The 19,657-nt window shown below is 60.4% G+C and carries 20 protein-coding genes; 13 read left to right on the top strand and 7 right to left on the bottom strand.

Translation table 11 applies throughout. The features are described 5' to 3' along the window. The 3 genes from JJE47_03795 to JJE47_03785 all read right to left on the bottom strand — a co-directional run. Positions 1-951: KUP/HAK/KT family potassium transporter (locus tag JJE47_03795; protein ID MBK5266533.1), on the bottom strand; the 951-nt coding region annotated here is incomplete at its 3' end. A gap of 126 nt (positions 952-1,077) precedes the next feature. Beyond that, positions 1,078-1,860 (bottom strand): maleylpyruvate isomerase family mycothiol-dependent enzyme, encoded by a 783-nt coding sequence (locus JJE47_03790; protein MBK5266532.1) that lies wholly within the window; start codon positions 1,858-1,860, stop codon positions 1,078-1,080. Between the two features lie 39 nt (positions 1,861-1,899). Beyond that, on the bottom strand, positions 1,900-2,373 hold the full coding sequence (locus JJE47_03785; protein ID MBK5266531.1) for a nitroreductase family deazaflavin-dependent oxidoreductase: 474 nt from the start codon (positions 2,371-2,373) through the stop codon (positions 1,900-1,902). A gap of 83 nt (positions 2,374-2,456) precedes the next feature. On the opposite strand from JJE47_03785, the gene JJE47_03780 reads away from it, so the two are divergent. Then, positions 2,457-2,852 carry a DUF2237 domain-containing protein gene (locus JJE47_03780; protein ID MBK5266530.1) on the top strand — a complete coding sequence of 132 codons (396 nt, stop codon included), beginning with the start codon at positions 2,457-2,459 and terminating at the stop codon, positions 2,850-2,852. On the opposite strand, the gene JJE47_03775 is transcribed toward JJE47_03780, so the two are convergent. After that, entirely contained in the window at positions 2,849-3,259 is a 411-nt protein-coding gene (locus JJE47_03775) for a TipAS antibiotic-recognition domain-containing protein (GenBank protein MBK5266529.1), read from the bottom strand. The two genes, JJE47_03780 and JJE47_03775, sit on opposite strands and share 4 nt — an antisense overlap. 349 nt (positions 3,260-3,608) lie before the next feature. Here JJE47_03775 and JJE47_03770 point away from each other — a divergent pair, with 349 nt between their 5' ends. Further along, entirely contained in the window at positions 3,609-4,361 is a 753-nt protein-coding gene (locus tag JJE47_03770; protein MBK5266528.1) for a maleylpyruvate isomerase family mycothiol-dependent enzyme, read from the top strand. Between the two features lie 189 nt (positions 4,362-4,550). After that, on the top strand, positions 4,551-4,871 hold the full coding sequence (locus JJE47_03765) for an MmcQ/YjbR family DNA-binding protein (protein ID MBK5266527.1): 321 nt from the start codon (positions 4,551-4,553) through the stop codon (positions 4,869-4,871). A gap of 79 nt (positions 4,872-4,950) precedes the next feature. On the opposite strand, the gene JJE47_03760 is transcribed toward JJE47_03765, so the two are convergent. Further along, positions 4,951-6,462, bottom strand: a complete 1,512-nt coding sequence (locus JJE47_03760) for a DEAD/DEAH box helicase (protein ID MBK5266526.1) — start codon at positions 6,460-6,462, stop codon at positions 4,951-4,953. A gap of 330 nt (positions 6,463-6,792) precedes the next feature. Here JJE47_03760 and JJE47_03755 point away from each other — a divergent pair, with 330 nt between their 5' ends. Together JJE47_03755 and JJE47_03750 are read left to right on the top strand one after the other, a co-directional pair. Beyond that, entirely contained in the window at positions 6,793-7,824 is a 1,032-nt protein-coding gene (locus JJE47_03755) for an NYN domain-containing protein (protein MBK5266525.1), read from the top strand. Between the two features lie 30 nt (positions 7,825-7,854). Continuing rightward, a complete protein-coding gene (locus JJE47_03750; protein MBK5266524.1) occupies positions 7,855-8,667 on the top strand; it encodes a methyltransferase domain-containing protein in 813 nt (270 codons plus the stop codon). Between the two features lie 4 nt (positions 8,668-8,671). Here JJE47_03750 and JJE47_03745 read toward each other — a convergent pair whose 3' ends face one another. Beyond that, positions 8,672-9,640: a hypothetical protein gene (locus JJE47_03745; protein ID MBK5266523.1), complete on the bottom strand. Its 969-nt coding sequence runs from the start codon at positions 9,638-9,640 to the stop codon at positions 8,672-8,674. A 70-nt stretch (positions 9,641-9,710) separates the two neighbouring features. Here JJE47_03745 and JJE47_03740 point away from each other — a divergent pair, with 70 nt between their 5' ends. Both JJE47_03740 and JJE47_03735 read left to right on the top strand, forming a co-directional pair. Beyond that, on the top strand, positions 9,711-10,676 hold the full coding sequence (locus JJE47_03740; protein ID MBK5266522.1) for a ribokinase: 966 nt from the start codon (positions 9,711-9,713) through the stop codon (positions 10,674-10,676). A 201-nt stretch (positions 10,677-10,877) separates the two neighbouring features. After that, a complete protein-coding gene (locus JJE47_03735; GenBank protein MBK5266521.1) occupies positions 10,878-11,798 on the top strand; it encodes an LLM class F420-dependent oxidoreductase in 921 nt (306 codons plus the stop codon). Here the strand turns inward: JJE47_03735 and JJE47_03730 are convergent. Beyond that, entirely contained in the window at positions 11,795-13,444 is a 1,650-nt protein-coding gene (locus tag JJE47_03730; protein MBK5266520.1) for a thiamine pyrophosphate-binding protein, read from the bottom strand. The two genes, JJE47_03735 and JJE47_03730, sit on opposite strands and share 4 nt — an antisense overlap. 111 nt (positions 13,445-13,555) lie before the next feature. Here JJE47_03730 and JJE47_03725 point away from each other — a divergent pair, with 111 nt between their 5' ends. The 6 genes from JJE47_03725 to JJE47_03700 form a co-directional block, all read left to right on the top strand. Further along, the gene (locus JJE47_03725; protein ID MBK5266519.1) at positions 13,556-14,485 is read left to right on the top strand and encodes a CoA ester lyase; all 930 of its coding nucleotides are present in this window, start codon (positions 13,556-13,558) and stop codon (positions 14,483-14,485) included. A 169-nt stretch (positions 14,486-14,654) separates the two neighbouring features. Further along, a complete protein-coding gene (locus JJE47_03720) occupies positions 14,655-15,281 on the top strand; it encodes a hypothetical protein (protein ID MBK5266518.1) in 627 nt (208 codons plus the stop codon). A gap of 20 nt (positions 15,282-15,301) precedes the next feature. Continuing rightward, a complete protein-coding gene (locus tag JJE47_03715; protein MBK5266517.1) occupies positions 15,302-16,885 on the top strand; it encodes a peptidoglycan-binding protein in 1,584 nt (527 codons plus the stop codon). Beyond that, entirely contained in the window at positions 16,882-17,577 is a 696-nt protein-coding gene (locus JJE47_03710; GenBank protein ID MBK5266516.1) for an ABC transporter ATP-binding protein, read from the top strand. Before JJE47_03715 ends, JJE47_03710 begins: the two co-directional genes overlap by 4 nt. Continuing rightward, entirely contained in the window at positions 17,578-18,807 is a 1,230-nt protein-coding gene (locus JJE47_03705) for an ABC transporter permease (protein MBK5266515.1), read from the top strand. It begins immediately after the preceding gene. A gap of 164 nt (positions 18,808-18,971) precedes the next feature. Further along, positions 18,972-19,657, top strand: a 686-nt coding sequence (locus JJE47_03700) for a sodium:calcium antiporter (GenBank protein ID MBK5266514.1), incomplete at its 3' end; no start/stop codon positions are given.

Genomic DNA, 19,657 nt, shown 5'->3' with positions numbered 1-19,657 from the left:
CTGTGATGTCAACGAATAGACGCCAGAAATCAGAGCCTGGGAAGCGATAACCGTCGCCAGGGTGGCGAGGATCACCAGCGGAAGAACCGCCCAGCTGGGAGCCATCGAGTAAAAGGGATTCTCGATCGCTTCGGGGTTGTTGAGTAGAAGGGCTCCTTGCCCGAAGTAGTTGATGACGAGGGCAGGAAAGACGAGCCCGAACCAGGCCAGACGGATGGGTTTGGTCCCGAAGTGGCCCATGTCGGCGTAGAGTGCCTCACTACCGGTGGCCACGAGGAATACGCCACCCAGCGCCAGAAACGCGAACCTTGGTTCCTGGGTAACGAGTCGCAGCGCAACCAGCGGATTAATTGCCGCCAGCACGCCCGGTTCCTTGATGATCTGGATGACACCGAGTAGGGCCAGGACCCCGAACCAAACGACCATGATCGGGCCGAACATCGCACCGAGAACTGCCGTGCCCCGATGCTGGTTAGCGAAGAGCACGATAAGAATGACCGAGGCGATGACCAGAACCCACGGGCCTAATCCCGAGAAGGTAACTTCCAGGCCCTCCACCGCCGAGAGCACCGAAATGGCTGGCGTGATCATCCCGTCGCCGTAGAGCAGGGCCGTCCCGAAAAGCCCGATTCCGATCAGCAGAGTCCGCCGCTTCGTTTTGGCCCCATCGCCCATCACAAGAGAGGTGAGCGCCAGGATGCCGCCCTCGCCGTCGTTGTCGGCTCGCATGACGAAGATCAGGTATTTGATAGAGACGATCAGGACGAGAGCCCAGAAGATCAGCGAAAGGACCCCGAGGACGCCCTCCTCGGTCGGCTCAAGATTGGCGACGCCAAAAGCCTCGCGGAATGCATAGAGCGGGCTGGTGCCAATATCGCCGAATACGACGCCAAGAGCAGCAAGCGACGTGACCGCGAGGCCCTTGGAATGGCCGTTGCCATGATCGGACATTCTTCAACCCCTCATAGACTCACGCCCGGTGTTTCTCCAGGACACATGAGGCCGAGAGCATAGTGGCGGAGGGGCTGGGTTCAGAATCATCGTGGCGGGTCAATCGGGTGGGCACCGAATCCACCACTACGTGGTGCTGTCGGCCGCCGTCCGGCGGAGCTTCTCTGCGATGGACTGGTCTCCGTCGATCGACAAGTGGTCTAGCGGGCCCCGACCCCACAGCCATAGGTCAAGATCTGCCGGCTCGCCGCGGATTGTTGCGTCCGGCAAACCTTCCAAACGAGCGAGCTTCAACGCTGGCAGGTCATAGTCGTTTCCGGAGACAGGACTTGACCCGAGGAACCGCCCGAAGTTCATGGACCACGACGCCGAGCCATCCAATAGTGCAACGGTGGCGGTGGTTCCGTCCGGTTCGTAGGTGGCCCAATCAGGCAGATTGTCCAAGTCGAGTGAGTACCGAAAGATTTCGTCGACGCCGTCCGCAGCCAAATCGGCGTGAAGTACCGGGGAGATGCCGGCGGCGAGTTCCGCATCGACCCGGTGAATGAGGGCTTCATGAGCCTGGCGCCGTCGGACCCATCCGACCGAGTGGCCATCGTCATGCCAACTCCAGCATTGCTCCTCGGGTTGGTGGGATTCCAGAGCCTTTCCGAGACGGGCCGATTGCTTGACGAATCCTTCAAGAAGCAGATCCGGGGCCGGCCGCTCGAACGGCGGAACGTCTCCTGGATCTTCGAGCAGGTCCTCGACGATGCTGGCCCAAAAATGCTGAACGTCCATCAGGTGCCAGATGAGATCGGCCACGTCCCAGTCGGGACAGCTCGGCACCGGGTTGGTCAGTTCTGTGCCTGCCAGAACTGCGGCGAACCTGACCGATTCGCGCCGCACAGCTTCGACATAATCATTCATTGGAGTCAGCGTACCGACAGAAGCTTCGTCGTGTCCCGGCTATGGGCCATTATCGATTGAGAGCCGGACGATCGGCACGGCGGTCGCCATTGCTTCAGGATCGTTGAAGGGCAGTTTGAATGCCTTCGCCAGCCCCCGGGCGGCGGTGGCATGTTCGATTGCGTACCGTTCGAATATGGTGACCGCGCTCTGCCGGTCCAAGACCGTTGCTTCGGATTTGACGTTTTGGAGGTTCCCACTGCTGATTCGAACGGTCGAGTTTGCCGAGATATTCTTGAACCAGTCACTACGCGTGCCCCACGCGGCGGCTACGTACAAAGCCTCTGGTTCCCGCTGAATCACTTCCAGCACGGTCTGTCTGGCCAGGCCCGAACGTCTGCCGACGTGCTCGATCAACACAAAACGCCTTCCGAGGATGCGACCAAGGCCGATCCGGTAGAAATAGCGCGGCGCTCGGGCGAACCAGCGGCCCACCCCACTCGGTGGCTTTCTCTTGTTCGTAGCGTATGTCATGGTTTTGTAACCCTATGGCAGTCTCACGGTCGCGGGAAGGGCCGACTTACTCCTGCCGGAACAGAATCGAGCATACTGGTGCGATGACAGAGCGCAATGTTCTCGGAAGTGCATTAGAGGAGTGCGGGACTGACCCCGTGACGGGATGGCATCGTGACGGGAGCTGCACAACCGGTCCTGAAGACCTCGGCAGCCACACGGTGTGCGCCGTGATGACCCACGAGTTCTTGACCCACCAGCAGGGCATCGGAAACGACCTGGCAACGCCGATGCCCCAATACCGTTTCCCCGGCCTGGTACCTGGAGATCGGTGGTGTGTGACAGCTCGCAACTGGTTACGAGCTCACCTCGACGGGGTCGCCGCACCGATAGTTCTTGCCTCCACACATGAACGTGCACTGGAGATCATCCCGCTGTCGGTTCTCACCGAGCACGCGGTTGACGTGCCGACCGATCCCAGTTCGATTGACGGCGTCTAAGCGCTGCTCGCCGCGATAGCTTCCGACATATAGACAGCCAACCCTTCGCCGCGCTTGTCGATGTTCTTGGTGAACCGAATGTCGGCAACGTACATCTGTCCGAGTCCCGCATGGATCTGCTTGGAGCAGTCGTAGAACCATCGGGAAATGTGGGCTCGATGACGTTCGGCGAGTTGGGTCGCCTGCGGACTGTCGGATGGCAAGCCTTCATGCATCAAATCCACGAAGGTGGCATAAATCTCGGCGATTTCGGCCTTGATGGCAGTCCAATCCTCCTTCGTGTACTTGTTCGTTCGTTTCGTTGATTGCCGATAGGCATCAGAATCGCCCCAGCGTTCTTTGACCTCCTCCTCATATTTGGACGGGTCGAAGTCGCCGAACACTTCCAGTTTTTCTTCGTAATTCATGGTTTCTCCTGATGTTTCGTTGCGGATCTCGGCAGCTGAATTCATCACGAACGGGATCTCTGTGTTCGACGGGGCACCGGTCCCACCAAGCAAGAGTGTCAAACTGGACGAGCCGATCTTCCAGCCACATGAAGCCGGGGGGACCCAGAACGGTCGAATAGAACGCGACGGCCGCCTCAAAATCGGCAAAGAAGAGGGTTGCGCCGCGGATGGCCAGGAAGGAAAAGCGAGGCTCCGGGCTGGGATCCACGATGTAGTTCCGCCGGTAGCTCTCAAAATCCAAATCGTCCTCCCACGCCAAGATTACCGTTTGGCGGACCACCCTTCGGGTCGTGGCAGAATGACGTCAATGGATGCTGCTGAATACATCGATGCGCTCACCCGGGCCGGCGACCGAATAGTGTTCGTCCTCGGCGGATTGGACCTGGAAACGCCGGTACCGAGCTGTCCGGAGTGGGTAGCCCGGGACCTGGTTCGTCACGTCGCAGGAGTTCACTCCTGGGCTAGGGCCATTGTTGGCGGTCGATTGGTTGCACAGCCAGGCCGCGACATGGAGCAACTGGTGGGCGGCTGGCCACCCGATGACGAGCTTCTCGACTGGTTCGCTGCCGGCTATCGCGATCTTGCGCGAGTTTTGCGGGAGGCTCCCGAACAGCTGCAGTGCTGGACCTTTCTGGAGGCTGAGTCTCCGCTATTGCACTGGGCGCGACGCCAGGCACATGAGACCTCGATCCACCGGGTCGACGCCGAATTGACTGCCGGCCTCGACCCAGAACCGTTCGTGCCGGCGTTCGCTTCCGATGGTGTCGACGAGCTAGTGATGGCCTTCATCACAAGACGAAACAGCGGGCCTCGATCCGTTTCGCCGACCAGCTTCGGGATGCAGTCCACCGATTCGGGGGAGGCGTGGACCGTCTACTACGACGACCAGAAGGCCGTCTCGGTTCGCTCAAGCGATCCGGACGCCGACGCACTCGTCCGAGCCCCGGCTTCGGATCTCTACCAATGGGTTTGGCATCGGCTTCCCCGAGACTCCGCCGAGTTGGTCGGCGATCCCAAGGTTATCGATGATTGGAACACCGTCCACGTCCGCTGGTCCTAATCAGAACCCATCGCTGAGTGCTCCATTGCTGTCGTCGGTCACGTACTCAACGGGAGTTCGCCGGTGACTGCCTTCCACGCGATAGTTCCATAACCGGGAGTGCCGGCACGGACGTTTGACGGGTCACGGGACCTGGATCATATGATCGGCTGCGTGGTCGTTGCTGAGGTTCAAGCACTGCTGGCTCGGATGTCCGCTGCCGAACCGAGCTACCCGTTTGGTCCGGGAGCCCAGGTCTGGAAAGGGGGAGGCAAGATCTTTGCCATCGTTTCGGAAGACTCCGAACCCGTCCAGATCTCGTTGAAGTGCGACCCGGAACTGGCTCTCGACCTTCGTGAAGAGTTCCCGGGCCGAGTTAGGCCGGGGTATCACCTCAACAAACGGCATTGGAACACCGTGGTGGTCGATCAACTCCCCGACGGAGAACTCGAAGATTGGATCGGACACTCCTACGAGCTGGTGGTGGCATCCCTGCCAGCCAGAATCCGGCAGGTCATTTCGAAGCCGTAGGCGCACCGGTGCCTTAACGAGAAAGACCTGCGTTCGGCATCAAGGCTGAACGCAGGTCCGACCCGTGAACTATTGAGGGCTAGGCGCTACGGCGGTTGCCGTCTCGACCTTTGTTGGCGCCGCGGTAGCCGCCGGCGGATGCGCGGTTGCCGTCTGGGCCTTTCGAACGCTCATTGGATCGCTGGTTACCATCCCGATCGGTGATCGAGGCGTGACGGTTCCCGTCGACGGAGTTTCCCCCCTCGGAACGATTACCGCGGTGCCCCTCGTTTGACCGGCCTGCGTTGGTCGACTCCGAGCGAGTCCTACCCGAACCGCTACCTTGTGACCCGTTGCGGCTTTGACCGCCACCGGATCGACGACTCTGCTGGGATCGCTGGCCATTACGGTTTTCTTGCGAGTTGCGCTTCTGCCCGCCGCCGCCGCCCTTTTGCTCAACAATGGGAGCATCGCCGATTCGACCGCCAGATTCGCCGGTCAACCAGTCCGTTTTCGGATCATGCATGGTGGTGTTAAGGCCAACCGAGCTTTGCAGACGACGAGCGTCGCCCATCTGGTTCCCGAGCACAAAGGACACGACCACGCCGTCCGCACCGGCTCGGGCGGTGCGGCCCGAACGGTGGAGATAATCCTTCGGATCTTCTGGAAGGTCGAAGTGAACGACACTGGCAACGTTGTCTACGTGGATACCCCTGGCTGCCACGTCGGTGGCGACCAACGCTTGGACCTTGCCTTTGCTAAATGCGGCGAGAGCACGGGTGCGCTGGTTCTGGCTGCGGCCGCCATGGATGGCCGCAGCGTTTACGCCGGCCCGTTCCAACTGCTGGGCGACCCGATCGGCGCCGCGACGGGTTCTGGTGAAGACAATGGACGGTGTCGACGTGCCGATGATTTCGGCGGTCATCTGAACTCGCGCGTGGTTGTCAACCTGCCAGAAGTAGTGCGAAGCTTCGCCAGCGTTCTCGTCGCCTTCGACCTCGTGGGTAACAGGATCCGTTTGGTAATCCTTGGTGAGCTGGGCTACGTCCTTGTCGAGCGTCGCCGAGAACAGGATGGTCTGACGCTTCTTGTTCGTCATGTCAAGCAGGACCTTGACCTGGGGCATGAAGCCCATGTCTGCCATCCGATCAGCCTCATCAATGACAACGATGTTGACATCTTCAAGGCTGACTGAGCCTTCGTCGATTAGGTCGGTCAGACGTCCGGGTGTGGCAACGACGACATCGGCACCACGTTTGAGCTGACGGCGCTGGAAGTCATAGCCAACCCCTCCATAGATCGCCAGCACCCAACGGTTGTTGGCTTTAGCGAGCGGAAGTAGTTCCCTGCTGATTTGGTCGGCGAGTTCCCTGGTGGGAGCCAGAATCAGCGCACGGGGACGCTTCGGGTTGGCTCGTTCAACCCGGGCTAGCAGCGGAAGGCCGAACGCGAGGGTCTTGCCGGATCCGGTCGGGGCTCGTCCGAGAACGTCGCGGCCGGCAAGCAGGTCGGGAATGGAGGCTTCCTGGATTGGAAAGGCCTCCGTGATAGAACGCGCAGCCAGTGGCTTTGCGAGGCGCGCAGGCACGCCGAGGTCGATAAAGCTGGTCATGTCTCTCCTCTGGCCCCAATCGTATTGGGGTCGGGCAGGTACGGTTTGGTCAGGCTCGACGCTCGTAATCCGTATCCCACGAGGATCGAGAGGCATGAACTCGAGGTCACGTTCTATGCCAGGTAGTTGGCCGTAATCACCAGGGTGCGCGCGTGCGCAGACTTCGTTCTAGTGCGGCGGTGATGTAACGCTAACACAGATTCAGATCGATACCAGCATCTCACTCTGGGCCTGACCGGGCATACCGCGTCAGGGCGGGTGACGCCTGACGGGGTACGAACCGTCTATCGTCAAGGTGTGACCATTGAAGAAGAACGCATCGCCCTGTTCATGGACTACGAAAACCTCGCCATCTCGGCGCGTGAGGACCTGGGAGGGATCGCGTTCGACTTAGGACCGGTGGCCGACGCCCTGGCTGAGCGAGGGAGGGTTATCGCCAGGAAAGCCTATGGAGACTGGTCCTACTTCGATGAGGACCGCCGCATGCTCACCCGTCACCACGTCGAACTGATCGAGATTCCCCAGCGGATGGGGACCATCCGCAAGAACGCCGCCGATATCAAAATGGCCGTCGACGCCCTGGAAATGGCCTTCGAGCGCTCTTATGTCTCCACTTTCGTGATTTGCACAGGTGATAGCGATTTCACTCCGCTGGTCCATAAACTCAGAGAGTTGAACAAACGAGTCATTGGCGTCGGAATCAGGGCATCGACCTCCAAGCTACTCCCACCCGCCTGCGACGAATTCCTGTTCTACGAGACATTGGAAGGCGTAGAACCAGGGGTTCCCACACCAAAGAAACCGGCCCGCCAGCAGGCGCCACCTGTCCCGGACGTGGTCGCTCCCGAACCCAAGGAGACACCGGCCGACAACGACGGCAAGAGCCTCGACGATCTGGCCAAGCTCGTGAGCACGACGGTCGGAGGGTTGAAGCGAAGCGCCGGTGGGGTCATCCTGGGCTCGCAGCTCAAGAGAACCCTCTTGCGTAAAGACCCCACCTTCTCCGAAGCGAACTATGGGTTCCGGGCCTTTGGAGAGCTACTGCGATACCTGGACGAACAAGGCGTAATCGAATTGTCTGAAGGGCCTGCCAAGGGCGACCCTGAGATCGATTTTCCAACCGAGAGTGCCGGGGCGGATGCAGCTTTCGACCTTGTAAAGAAGGTCATCTCGGAGATCGGGACCGATCGAACGGTCATGCTGTCCGGACTGAAGGATCAGATGCGCAAGCGCGACCCCCAATTTTCGGAGAAACAGTTCGGTTACAGCAGCTTCCTTCAGTTCATGAAAGCTGCCGAAACAAAAGGGGCGGTCCGGCTCGAGTGGAACGAGGAGCTTGGCGGGTACATTCTGGGCGTTTGAACGGTTCACCGGGTTGGTATCGTTGCCCGCATGAGCCAAACACCCCATACGTACGTTCACGGGCACCAGCCATCAGTCCTGAGGGCGCACTCATGGCGGACAGTCGAGAATTCGGCTCCCCACCTTCTCACCCACCTGCTCCCTGGGGCATCGATTCTTGATGTCGGTTGCGGACCTGGCACCATCACGACTGATCTTGCTGATCGGGTGAAACCAGGTGAAGTGATCGGTATCGACGCAGTGGAAGCGGTGATTTCCAGGGCAACCGCTCTCCTCACCGACGGAACCACGCCGAACTGTCGGTTCGCCGTTGGTGATGTATATGCGTTGGACTTCCCTGACAATCGGTTCGATATCGTCCACGCGCACCAGGTCTTGCAGCATCTCAAGGATCCGGTTGCCGCACTAGCCGAGATGTATCGGGTCACGAGACCCGGAGGGATCATCGCGGTTCGAGACGTCGACTACGGAGGGATGGTTTGGTGGCCGCCGGACCCGATGCTGACCCGCTGGAATGAGCTCTATCACGCCATTTGCGAGGCTGATGCTGTCTTCGCAGACGGAGGGCGCCATCTCCTGTTTTGGCTGCAAACCCTCGATGGGATCGATATCGAGATGTCTTCGTCAACGTGGACATTTGCCACGCCAGAGATGCGGGCTCGTTGGGGCATAGTCTGGGCAGATCGCGTGCGAGCCTCCCACTATGCGTCTGAGGCCATCAAGCACGGCCTCAGTGACCCTGCCGAACTCAATGCCATCGCCTTGGCCTGGCTGCGGTGGGTAGATGACGCGGCTGGTTTCTTCATGGTGCCCCATGCCCAGGCGATAGTCACCAAACGCTGAACACCTAGTACATGATCGTTTTGGTCAGGTGGTGCGGCCAGGTCGTGGCGTGGTAGCTCTTCCAAAGCCGGTAGTCGACCTGCGGGATCACCAACTGACGGTCGCCCGGTCGTAGCTCGTTGACCCGGTCGGTAAGGAGCGCCGTTGCGTACAAGGTATGGGCCCGAATCTCGATTTCTTCGTCAGAGTCCCGACCGATTAGTTCGCCCTCATTGATCCGGGCTTCCAGGTCGGGTGAATACTCGATGATCCCCATCAGGCGTAGCGCCACCGGGACGATGTAGTCGGCGAAGGCGGTCATGTCGGCCAGGTCACGCAAGTTCCAATCGCCGGACTGATGCAAGGCCATGTGGAGCGACCACAGTGAAAGTTGGCCAAGTTTGTGGATCTGGACCTGGTGACCCCGGTAGGAAGCGATATCGTTGAAGCGCGGGAACTCCGTCACAAGCCGCTCAAGGAGTCCATCTCCGTCGTGGTACATGAACGGAGCACAATCGGCGATGAATCGGTGAAACCTTCCGCCGTACCTGCCGGTCAAGGTTTCTCCGACCTCGTTGAGAATCTGAGTCCGGTGCTCCAGCATGGGAAGTTCAATGTTGCCCGAAAAGATGCGCGACAGATCATTCCGGGTGATGGCCGACAAGACGGACCCGTCGAACAGATCCTGCCCGTTTTGGGTCGCCTGATGGATACGCACGAACATCCCCTCGGTGTCAGACCAGGATCGACCGTCGTAGTCGACGGCGTACTTCACGCCTGACTCAAAGTCGGTGAACGCAAAATTGAGAACCGAAGCGAACATCACGGCATCGATGATCTCGCTCGGCGAAGAACCAAGATCAAACGGGCCCGCACTGGCGCCCTTCGGGAAGATGAATTCTTCGTACGCCATCCAACCAGCCACAGAATCGATCGCCGGCAGATGAGTGGTCACGTGGAGCGACTCGCCAATGACGGGGATGACGGATTTCAATACAGGTCGATTCCAAGCACCTGACGCCACTGTGATCCGATCTCGCTACGTCCTCAAACGGTAGTCCCGTATGCCAGGATGGAGGGCCAATGCCGACAGAGGAGTAAAAGTGGCCGGTCCCGGCGAAGTGATCGTTGTCGGCTCGACGAACATCGACCTCATCACCTACACACACCAGATCCCTTCGGCAGGCGAAACCGTGGTAGGCGACCGGTTCCAGATGGGGTTCGGGGGGAAAGGCGCCAACCAGGCGGTCATGGCCCGACTCCTTGGCAGCGAAGTCGCGATGGTCAGTTGTCTTGGCGATGACACGTACGGCCAGATGTATCTCGACAATTTTGCGGAGGTTGGAATAGACACCACTCATGTCTACCGCGCACCGGGTTCGAGCGGCGTGGCGCCAATTTGGGTCGAACCCGATGGAACCAACCGCATCATCATTGTTCCGGGCGCCAATGACGCGCTCACCCCGGGTCAGGCGTCCGCGGCGGTTGCGCTTCATCCCAACGCGGCCGTCGTAATCGGGCAGTTCGAGATTCCCCAGGCTGTCACAGCGGCGGCGTTTCGTACCGCCCGTTCCCAGAACACGCTTACCGTGCTCAATCCCGCCCCCGCCGCGGTCATGGCTCCAGACCTGGTCACACTCACCGATTGGATTATTCCTAACGAGGTCGAGTTCCATCTCATCAGCGGCGGCGATCCGACGGTTGAGGCCGATCTTGTGGCCTTCGCTCGGAGAACCGGCTGTCGGCTTTTGGTGACTATGGGGGCACAAGGCGTAGCCTTCGTGACCCATGACGACCGGGTCGCTCGACTGGCGGCCGAACCGGTGGTCGCCGTTGACACAACCGGAGCTGGTGACGCCTTCGTGGGAGCCTTTGCCCACGGGCTGGCCAGCGGACTAGACGAGATTGGTGCGATTCGGCTCGGAATGGCATGTGCTGCCGACTCCGTCACGCGCCCCGGAACGCAAGCATCGTTCCCAAGCGAGCAACGGTGTAGGGAAATGATCGAGGCCGTCAAGCCGCCCGGTTGACCGCACCACCCCCATCACCAAGACCAGGGTGCTGAGGGTCGGATGATCAGGCGAGAATCCACCCTCGGGCCGGTTCCTATAGGATGCATGATCCGCCGCCGGCTACCAGTAAACGATGAGGAACCAGATGAAACACTGCACCAGTAACCATTCGAGAGCCGCGTCTTGAGGTACGGGACGTTCGTTCCCCAGGGATGGAAGATGGACCTTGTCGGCATTCCGGTCGACCAGCAATGGGCCCACATTCTGGATAGCGCCAACTTCTCCGAACGGTTGGGCTATCACTCGCTTTGGGTCTACGACCACTTTCACACAATCCCGGTCCCCACGCAGGAAAGTACGTTCGACGCGTGGACGTTGATGGCTGCCCTGGCCGCGTCGACGTCGGAGATTCGGCTCGGGCAGATGTGTACGAGCATTCCATACCGATCCCCGGCCCACCTTGCCAAGATCACGAGTTCGGTCGATGCCATTTCTGGCGGTCGTCTCGATGTCGGAATTGGTGCCGGTTGGTACGAACACGAGTTTTCGGCGTACGGATACGAGTTCCCTGGCGCAAAAGTCAGACTCGACATGCTGGAGGAGGCGACCCAGATTCTCCTCGAGATGTGGTCGGCCGACGAAGCCCATTTCACTGGCGAGCACTATCAGGTGGCTGGCGCCATCAACCGACCCCGACCCATCCAACAGCCCCATCCACCATTGTGGATCGCCGGCGGGGGCGAAAAGCGCACCCTGCGAATCGTGGCAACGTATGCCGACTACGCCAATCTGTCGGGCGACATCGACTCGTTCCGTCACAAGTCGCAAGTGCTAGCCACTCACTGTGAAGCCGTAGGGAGGCCCTTCGACTCAGTAGCCAGGTCCGGTCACCTCATGGGAGTGGTCGGTCGCGACGATGCCGACCTTCAGCGCAAACTCGAAGTGGCCGGTTCTCGGCGGAATATGTCTGCAGAGGAGTTTGCCTCCGGATCCCACCTGGCAGGAACCGTCAACGAGGTGGTCGATCTCATGGGACAGTTCGAGGAAGCCGGCTGTTCAGACATGTTGTTGTACTTCTATGACATTGGCGAATTAGACAGCATGGAACTGTTCGCGACCGAGGTAGCCCCTCAGGTCTAGGCTCGGTCGGTCCAATCTCCGAACGATCCATAGCCTGGGTGCCGGAACTTGTTGGGAACTTCCACCAGGACAGGCCCGCCGGTGTCCTCGGCCATACTGATGGCGGAGTCGAGGGCGGAACCGACCGCCGAGAGATCAGAGACCAGTAGGGCGCCTGCGCCAAAAGACCGGGCGAGTGCCACGAAGTCAGGTGGCTGGACATCGACGCCGCTGCGCCTGCCATAAAGGTGGTCTTGGTGACGTCGCTCGACCCCGTATCCCCGGTCGTTAAAAACCATCAGCACGATCGGAATCTGCTCCTGAACGGCCGTCATCAGATCCTGGATGGTGAACATCGCACCGGCGTCTCCCATGATGGCCAGGCAGACGTCGTCCGGGCAGGCGACTTTGGCGCCCATGGCGGCCGGCGCTGCGAAACCAAGAGTCCCGAATCCCGATGGGACGGTCCAGGTTCGCGGCGTGAACGATCGCCAAACGGATCGAGCCCAGAAGGCGATTGTCGTTGGATCGTTGAACACGTGGGCGCTCTCCGGGAGGGCTGAACGCATCTGATCCAGAACCTCGATCTCTTCAGGCCGACCGACCGCTTCGTCAATTCGTCCGAGTACGCTCGCCACCTCCGCCAACCGGGCAGGCAAGCCTTGGTATCCCGTGTCGTGGAGGCCATTGAGGATGGCTTGCATGGCCTGGGCGGCGTCTCCGACCACTCCGATGTCGGCTCGATAATTGCGACCGATCTCAGACGGATCCATATCGATCTGGATAACTTGGTCAGGAACCCTCATGGACCATCCGCCAGTAGGGAAGTAGGAGAACCTGGTACCGATGGCCAGCAACACGTCGGACGCCGCCAGTAGTTGCCGGGTGGGGAGCTCGTTTGCCCAGTTGCCAACATGGAGCGGATGGTCTGCCCGGATTGCCCCTTTGCCTTTTTGGGTAGTGATAATCGGGGAGCCGGTCAACTCGGCAATCTGCACCAGTAGTTCCGAGGCCTCGGGTGTTGCGATGCCTCCGCCAGCCCAAATGACCGGCCGCTCGGCACGACTCAACAGAGCGACCGCTTGTTCTACGGCCGCCTGGTCGAGCTGTCGGGTGAGACGCTGAGCAGCGGCTGGAATCGTGACTTCTGATTGCGCCGACAAAGCCTCCCCGGCAATCTCGACGAACGCAGGCCGTGGTCGTCGATTCAAGAGGGCATACATAGCTTGATGGATGACGGACGGGATTTCCTCTGGCAGGACCGCCTGCTGGGCGAAATCCGATACCGGTCGGAAGATTCCGAACTGGTCGGAGATGTCGTGGAAATAGCCGCGGCCTTTTCGGCGCACCGACGCCGGGTTTTCACAGGTGATGTGGAGCAATGGGACGCTGTCGTTGAAGGCGGTCGCCATGGCCGTCAGAGTGTTCAACGCCCCAGGTCCCCCCGAGGAGAAAGCCACACCCGGAACCCCACTGGCGCGGGCATACCCGTCCGCCATGAAGATGGCGCCCTGTTCGTGGCGAACTTCGATATGACGAATGTCAGGATGGTCCACAAATGCGTCATACACGGCAAGCGTGCCTACCCCGGGAATCCCGAAAACGGTGTTCACCCCTTCGCCCAGGAGTGACTCCACCAAAACATGCCCGCCCGATCTGACTGTCAACTTTCTCACCCTTTGTCGAAAAGTCCAGTATGCCAAACCGAACCGATACTTGGAAACCGCTGAGTTTGTTAACGAGGACCGCCGGGGTGTTTATGAGGTAGTTTCATGTCGATGCCATCACCGAATCGCCTGCGCCGATCCATACTTGCGACGCCGGCAACCAATCTGAGGATGATCGCCAAGGCGGCTGCCAGTTCGGCCGATGTGGCATTTCTTGACCTTGAGGATGCCATCCTGCCGGTTGATCGGCCCCAAGCCCGCCAAAACATCGTCCAAGCATTGAATGACCTTGATTGGGGACGCACAGCACGAGCGTATCGCATCAACCCGGTTGATACCCACTGGTGCCATGAGGATCTGATAGAGGTGATCGCCGGAGCGGGCGCCAATGTGGATGTGATTATCGTTCCGAAAGTTCACGGGGCCAGGGAGGTCTGGTTTGTCGACGATCTACTCACCCAACTAGAGAAGAAGCATGGACTCGAAGCAGGTCGGATCGGTCTCGAAGTGCTCATCGAGGAAGCCCAGGCCCTCGGTGACGTGCAAGCGATTTGTGGAGCGAGCAGTCGAATCGAAGCCGTCACTCTGGGGCCGGGAGATCTGGCGGCGAGCCTGGGAATGCGCCTCGGGCACATCGGGGTCACTGATACTGGTCGGGCCGGGGACTACGACGGTGACGTGTGGCAATATGCCCGGAGTCAGCTGATCGTGGCTGCCCGGGCTCACGGCCTGGCGGCCGTTGACGGTCCGTATGCCGACTTCTCCAGTCCCGGCGGTTTCCGAAGGTCCGCCATGTCGTTCGCAACGCTAGGCGGAGTCGGCAAGTGGTGTATTCACCCGAGCCAGATCGAGATAGCCAACGAGGTGTTCGCACCGAGTCCTTCGGAGATTGCAGAAGCCCGCGCAATCATCGACGCAATGAGATCCGCCGAAACCCTGGGTCAAGGAGCGGCGAGCTTTGGCGGAACCATGATTGATGCAGCCTCGATACGTTCGTTTGAAGTTACGCTGCAGCGAGCCCGGGACGCTGGTCTCATCTGAGCGCTTTGTTACAGATTCGCCCATCGGTTGAACTCAACATTGCAGCATTATGGTTACCCACCGGAGAACCTGCTTTCTCACTTGGTTCTTAGAGGCGTCTCAGTTAACTGCTAGTTGATCGACCGACCATGATGAACATCCGACGGGAGGAAACTATTTGAGACGGACAATGATTGCGCTCCTCGCGGTGCTGGCGACTGTGGCCGGTGCCTGTGGCGGCTCGGCCAGCGGATCTGGCGTGGCGACGCTGGAGGACACCACTGCGACGACGACGATATCTGGCAATGGTTCAACTTTGGACAGTCAAGTCGATACCGAGACTCAGATGCTTGCCTTCGCCCAGTGCATGCGTGACGAGGGCGTCGACATGGAAGATCCCACGGTCGACGCCGACGGCAACCTTGGATTCGGTGGGTTTCGCGGTCCGGCACAAAACGGCGGGACGGATGGGCCACCTGACGGCTTTCGGACGGCCCTCGACGCCTGCCGACCAATGCTCGAAGGACTGGAACTAGGGTTCGGGCAGCGCGATCAGACGGAATTCCAAGATACCCTGCTTGAGTTTGCTCAATGTATGCGTGACAGCGGGTATCCGATGGACGATCCTGACCTTTCCACGTTCGGGCCCGCAAATGGGAACGAGGGCGGACCTGGTCAGCGCGGCGGACCGTTTGGCGACGTGGATTTTGAGGATCCGGTGTTCCAAGAGGCGCAGGCGGTCTGCGGCGACATACTCGGGGGCTTTGGCCCCGGCGGTGGTCTTCCGGGCGGTCCAGGCGCCGGCCAAGACGGCTAGCAACGGGGAAGGCTGAGAAGATGAAGACGGACCTAGGAACTGCAAACCGTGGAGCGGGGCCGGGTCCCGGTGACCTGGCGGCCAAAAATGGACGTCTCAGCCGGCGAATCGGCCGTTCGATTCTGCTCTCCCTCCTCGGGGTGGCCGCCGTGGCAGCCGTTTGGTTTCTCAGCCAAACCGACTCAGGCATTGATGAAACCGCTGAAGTCTCTGCGGTTTCTTTCAGTGAGGTGATCCGTACCGATCTCGTCGAAGAAACCACGTATGACGGAACCCTCGGTCGACCGGCGGGTGACGCTCTTCTGGCTGCCGCCCAGGGAACGGTGACCTGGCTACCCGAGACCGGCGTGACGGTGTTCCAGGGCGATTCCGTCTTCGAAATAGACGCCCACCCCGTGATTTTGCTCTATGGCGCGGTTCCGCTCTACCGGCCGATCGCCAGGTCTGCCGCCGACGTTATGGTCGCCTCGCATGGTTCAGGGACGATCACCGGCCTCCCAGAGGTGGGGACTCTCATTGAACAGGGAGACGTACTATTCGAGGTGGACGGGGACCCGATCATCGCACTGTATGGAGACACGCCCGCCTATCGGAACATGGCAGACCAATCCACTGACCTTACCGGGCCGGATATTCTTCAGCTCGAAGAGGCACTTGATGCGCTTGGTTTCGTGTCAGACGGTGAAATGACCGTTGATGGTGAGTTCACCAGTGCGACCGCCGACGTCGTGGAGAAGTGGCAGGCGGCCGTTGGGGCAGAAGAAGATGGTTCTGTCAGTCTTGGAGAAGTCGTTTTCATTGCGGGTCCAACCGAGGTCAGTTCGGTTGCGTTCTCGGTTGGAGATGCGGTTGGAGATGCGGTCGGCAATGGTCAGCCGGTCCTTTCGATATCCGGGCCCGAGCCCATGGTGGGCCGCGATGTTGAACAACTGGAAGTAGCCCTCGTCGCCCTCGGATTCGATGCCGATGGCGGCCTGGAGGCCGACGGGACATTCACCGCCGAAACTGCCACCGCTGTAAAGGCCTTTGAGACATCGAAAGGGTTGACCGTCGATGGCCGGATCACCCCCGACGAAGTCCTCTTTGCCGACGCGGCGGTCCGGGTATCAAGCAGGCTCGCCTCAGTAGGTGGTCCGGTCAATCAGGGAACTCCCGTGCTTGCCGTAACTGGCGAGCAGACAGTGGTAACGATGAACCTTCCGGCCGCCGACCAGGGAATTCTCGAAGAAGGTATGGCGGTCACGGTTGAGTTGCCCGATGGCACCGATGTCCCCGGTACCGTCACCTCGGTGGCGACCGTGGCCAGCGTCGAAGGCAACGAAACGGTGTTTGCCGTCGAAGTGGAGCTCGACGATCCAGCCGCGGCTTCCGGGCTTGACGAAGCCCCGGTGGATGTGAAGGTCGTGACCGACTCTGTCGAAAACGTGATGGCCGTGCCGGTGGCGGCCCTGCTGGCTCTCGCCGAGGGTGGCTACGGAGTGGAAGTCGATGCAGGTGGTGGGCAAACTCGACTGGTGGCCGTCGAACCAGGATTCTTCGCTGACGGCTTTGTCGAGGTCGTAAGCGACGGCATACAGCCAGGGGACATGGTGATCGTTCCATGAGCGAACCGGTTCTCTCGCTGCGAAACGTCGTCAAGTCCTACGACACCACGCCACCGGTCAAGGCATTGGCAGGAGTGAGCTTTGACATTGATCATGGCGAACTTGTGGCGGTGGTTGGGCCAAGCGGATCCGGAAAATCCACCTTGCTTCACATCATGGGAACCCTCGACCGCCCAACGAGCGGCGATGTGGTCGTCGCCGGGCACAACGTCAACGATCTCAGTGACCGGGATCTTTCGTCGCTCCGCTCCCGTCACATCGGCTTCGTATTCCAACAGTTCTTCCTCCTGAGCGGTTACACCGCTCTCGACAACGTCGCCGATGGGTTGCTCTATACCGGAATGGCTCTCGCTGAGCGGCGCGAGAAGGCGGGAACCGCCCTGCAACGAGTCGGCCTTCAAGATCGCTTCGGACACGTCGCCACCAAGCTTTCCGGCGGTGAGCGTCAACGAGTGGCGATCGCCCGGGCACTGGTCGGTCGGCCGTCGATCGTCCTGGCCGATGAACCGACCGGCAACCTCGACACGAAGACGAGCGAGTCGATCGTGTCACTGTTGGAGGAACTCAACGACGAGGGTTCGACCATCGTCGTGATCACGCACAACCGTGACATCGCCGAAGCCATGCCAAGAGCCATCGGATTGCGCGACGGGCTCATCGAATATGACACGGCGGGAGTGGGGGTTTCGTAGATGGTCGAGACCCGCCTTCACAGCGGTGACAAAGCCGTACTCGTACCGTCGAAATTGCACGGCATGGATATTGCCCGAACGGCCGCGGTGGGCCTGCGAACCCGCAAACTGCGCGCAGGACTGTCTGCGCTCGGCATCATGATCGGGATCGCTTCAATGGTGGCGGTTCTCGGTTTATCCGAATCTTCCAAGTCAGAACTACTCGCCCAGTTGGATCGCCTGGGAACGAACCTGCTCACCGTGCAGGCCGGCACCGGGATCGGGCGGGGAGCGGGAGAGTTGCCTCAAGACGCTGCTGCCATGATCAACCGCATCGGGCCGGTCGAAGTGACCAGCGTGGTGTCGGCCGTCGATGGTGCCAATGTGTTTCGTACCGACTTCATCCCGGAGGGCCAGACAGGCGGTATCACGGTACAGGCGGTAAGTACCGATCTTCTCAAGACGCTCGGTGGAACAATCTCTGCCGGCCGATTCCTCGACGGCGCGTCCAGTACCTATCCGACCACCGTGCTCGGATCGGTGGCAGCCCAACGCCTCGGCATCGGTTCGGTAACGGGTGACCAGCTTGTCTGGCTCGGCGATCAGTGGTTTACGGTGATTGGCATTCTTGACCAGTTCGAACTGAGTCCCGACCTCGACAGAGCTGCCCTGGTCGGCCTTCCGGCCGCCGAGGAATACCTTGGCGATGACAATGTCCCCACCGCTATTTACGTGCGAGCGAATCCGGCCGCCATCGACGACGTCATGGCGGTCCTGGCCGCAACCGCCAACCCGGAGACACCTGAAGAGGTTGAAGTCGATCGTCCCAGTGATGCTCTTGAAGCACGAGAAGCGGCCGACGATGCGTTCACGGCTCTCTTCCTTGGCTTGGGCGGCGTAGCGCTTCTCGTTGGCGGGGTAGGCATCGCCAACGTCATGGTCATCTCGGTGCTTGAGCGCCGTTCCGAGATCGGACTCCGCCGGGCTTTGGGCGCCACCAAGCGGCATGTCGCCACACAGTTCCTCGGCGAAGCACTCCTCCTGGCCACTGTCGGGGGGGTCGGGGGAGTCCTGCTCGGTGCTGGTGTTACCTGGGCATGGGCCACATGGCGGGGTTGGGGAGTGCTGGTACCTCCGATTGCCATCGCCGGTGGGATAGCTGCGGCACTGCTCATTGGTGCCATCGCAGGATTGTATCCGGCCATCCGGGCTGCCCGCATGTCGCCGACCGACGCCCTACGCACAGCCTAGGAGCGCTGGCTGGTTCGGAGATTGGATGCCGGATTTCGCCTCGATAGATGCGCCCAGAGTGCTGAATCAAAGTACACTGACCGGTCAGCCCTCAGCGAGGACACCTTGGCCAAGCCCATCCATATCCGCCTGTCGAACGCCATCGACTCGACCCGGTAAATCCGATGTTCCCAGCCCTCCTTGCCGTAGTCGCCGGCATCGCCCTGTTGGCCTACGCGGCCGATCAGTTCGTCCTCGGCGCAGCCCGGGTGGCGCTGGTCAAGAAGATCTCGCCCGTATTGGTCGGCATCGTCATCATCGGTTTTGGCACAAGCACGCCCGAACTCCTTGTCTCGGCGTTCGCCACCCTACGGGGTAGTACCGAAATTGCCATCGGCAACATCGTCGGATCAAACCTTGCCAACTTGTCGCTCCTGTTGGGCATCGGAGCGCTCATGGTGCCGCTGTCGGTACAGTCACGGACGGTTACTCGTGAGGGCCTGCTCACCGTCGGTGCGATGGGAGGGTTTGCCCTCGTCGTCCAGGGTGGAGGAGTCTCAAGACTGGAAGGCGGTCTCTTGCTGGCCGGTCTGGCTGGGGCCATGTACATGATTACTCGTCGATCCCCGAACGATCCACTTGGAACCGAAACCGAGGAACTCGCTGAAGCCCCGTCGCATAGCTTCCGAACTGAAGTCTTGAGGACTCTGCTCGGTTTGGCCGGCACCCTGGGTGGTGCCCAGTTACTGCTGTGGGGTGCCGTAGACCTCGCCGAACGGGCCGGTCTGGCCGAGGGGTTTGTCGGAGTTACGCTCGTGGCAGTGGGGACGTCGCTCCCGGAGTTGGTGACGGTCATCCAATCGGCCCGTAG

The organism is Acidimicrobiia bacterium (assembly GCA_016650365.1).
GTDB lineage: Bacteria > Actinomycetota > Acidimicrobiia > Spongiisociales > JAENVV01 > JAENVV01.
This window is presented reverse-complemented; position numbering and strand designations above follow the sequence as displayed.

Excerpts from the sequence above, each read along its gene's own strand:
- JJE47_03790 (MBK5266532.1), bottom strand. The coding sequence starts at position 1,860 with ATGAATGATTATGTCGAAGCTGTGCGGCGCGAATCGGTCAGGTTCGCC.
- JJE47_03785 (MBK5266531.1), bottom strand. The coding sequence starts at position 2,373 with ATGACATACGCTACGAACAAGAGAAAGCCACCGAGTGGGGTGGGCCGC.
- JJE47_03780 (MBK5266530.1), top strand. The coding sequence starts at position 2,457 with ATGACAGAGCGCAATGTTCTCGGAAGTGCATTAGAGGAGTGCGGGACT.
- JJE47_03775 (MBK5266529.1), bottom strand. The coding sequence starts at position 3,259 with ATGAATTACGAAGAAAAACTGGAAGTGTTCGGCGACTTCGACCCGTCC.
- JJE47_03770 (MBK5266528.1), top strand. The coding sequence starts at position 3,609 with ATGGATGCTGCTGAATACATCGATGCGCTCACCCGGGCCGGCGACCGA.
- JJE47_03765 (MBK5266527.1), top strand. The coding sequence starts at position 4,551 with ATGTCCGCTGCCGAACCGAGCTACCCGTTTGGTCCGGGAGCCCAGGTC.
- JJE47_03760 (MBK5266526.1), bottom strand. The coding sequence starts at position 6,462 with ATGACCAGCTTTATCGACCTCGGCGTGCCTGCGCGCCTCGCAAAGCCA.
- JJE47_03755 (MBK5266525.1), top strand. The coding sequence starts at position 6,793 with ATGGACTACGAAAACCTCGCCATCTCGGCGCGTGAGGACCTGGGAGGG.
- JJE47_03750 (MBK5266524.1), top strand. The coding sequence starts at position 7,855 with ATGAGCCAAACACCCCATACGTACGTTCACGGGCACCAGCCATCAGTC.
- JJE47_03740 (MBK5266522.1), top strand. The coding sequence starts at position 9,711 with ATGCCAGGATGGAGGGCCAATGCCGACAGAGGAGTAAAAGTGGCCGGT.
- JJE47_03735 (MBK5266521.1), top strand. The coding sequence starts at position 10,878 with ATGGACCTTGTCGGCATTCCGGTCGACCAGCAATGGGCCCACATTCTG.
- JJE47_03725 (MBK5266519.1), top strand. The coding sequence starts at position 13,556 with ATGCCATCACCGAATCGCCTGCGCCGATCCATACTTGCGACGCCGGCA.
- JJE47_03720 (MBK5266518.1), top strand. The coding sequence starts at position 14,655 with ATGATTGCGCTCCTCGCGGTGCTGGCGACTGTGGCCGGTGCCTGTGGC.
- JJE47_03715 (MBK5266517.1), top strand. The coding sequence starts at position 15,302 with ATGAAGACGGACCTAGGAACTGCAAACCGTGGAGCGGGGCCGGGTCCC.
- JJE47_03710 (MBK5266516.1), top strand. The coding sequence starts at position 16,882 with ATGAGCGAACCGGTTCTCTCGCTGCGAAACGTCGTCAAGTCCTACGAC.
- JJE47_03705 (MBK5266515.1), top strand. The coding sequence starts at position 17,578 with ATGGTCGAGACCCGCCTTCACAGCGGTGACAAAGCCGTACTCGTACCG.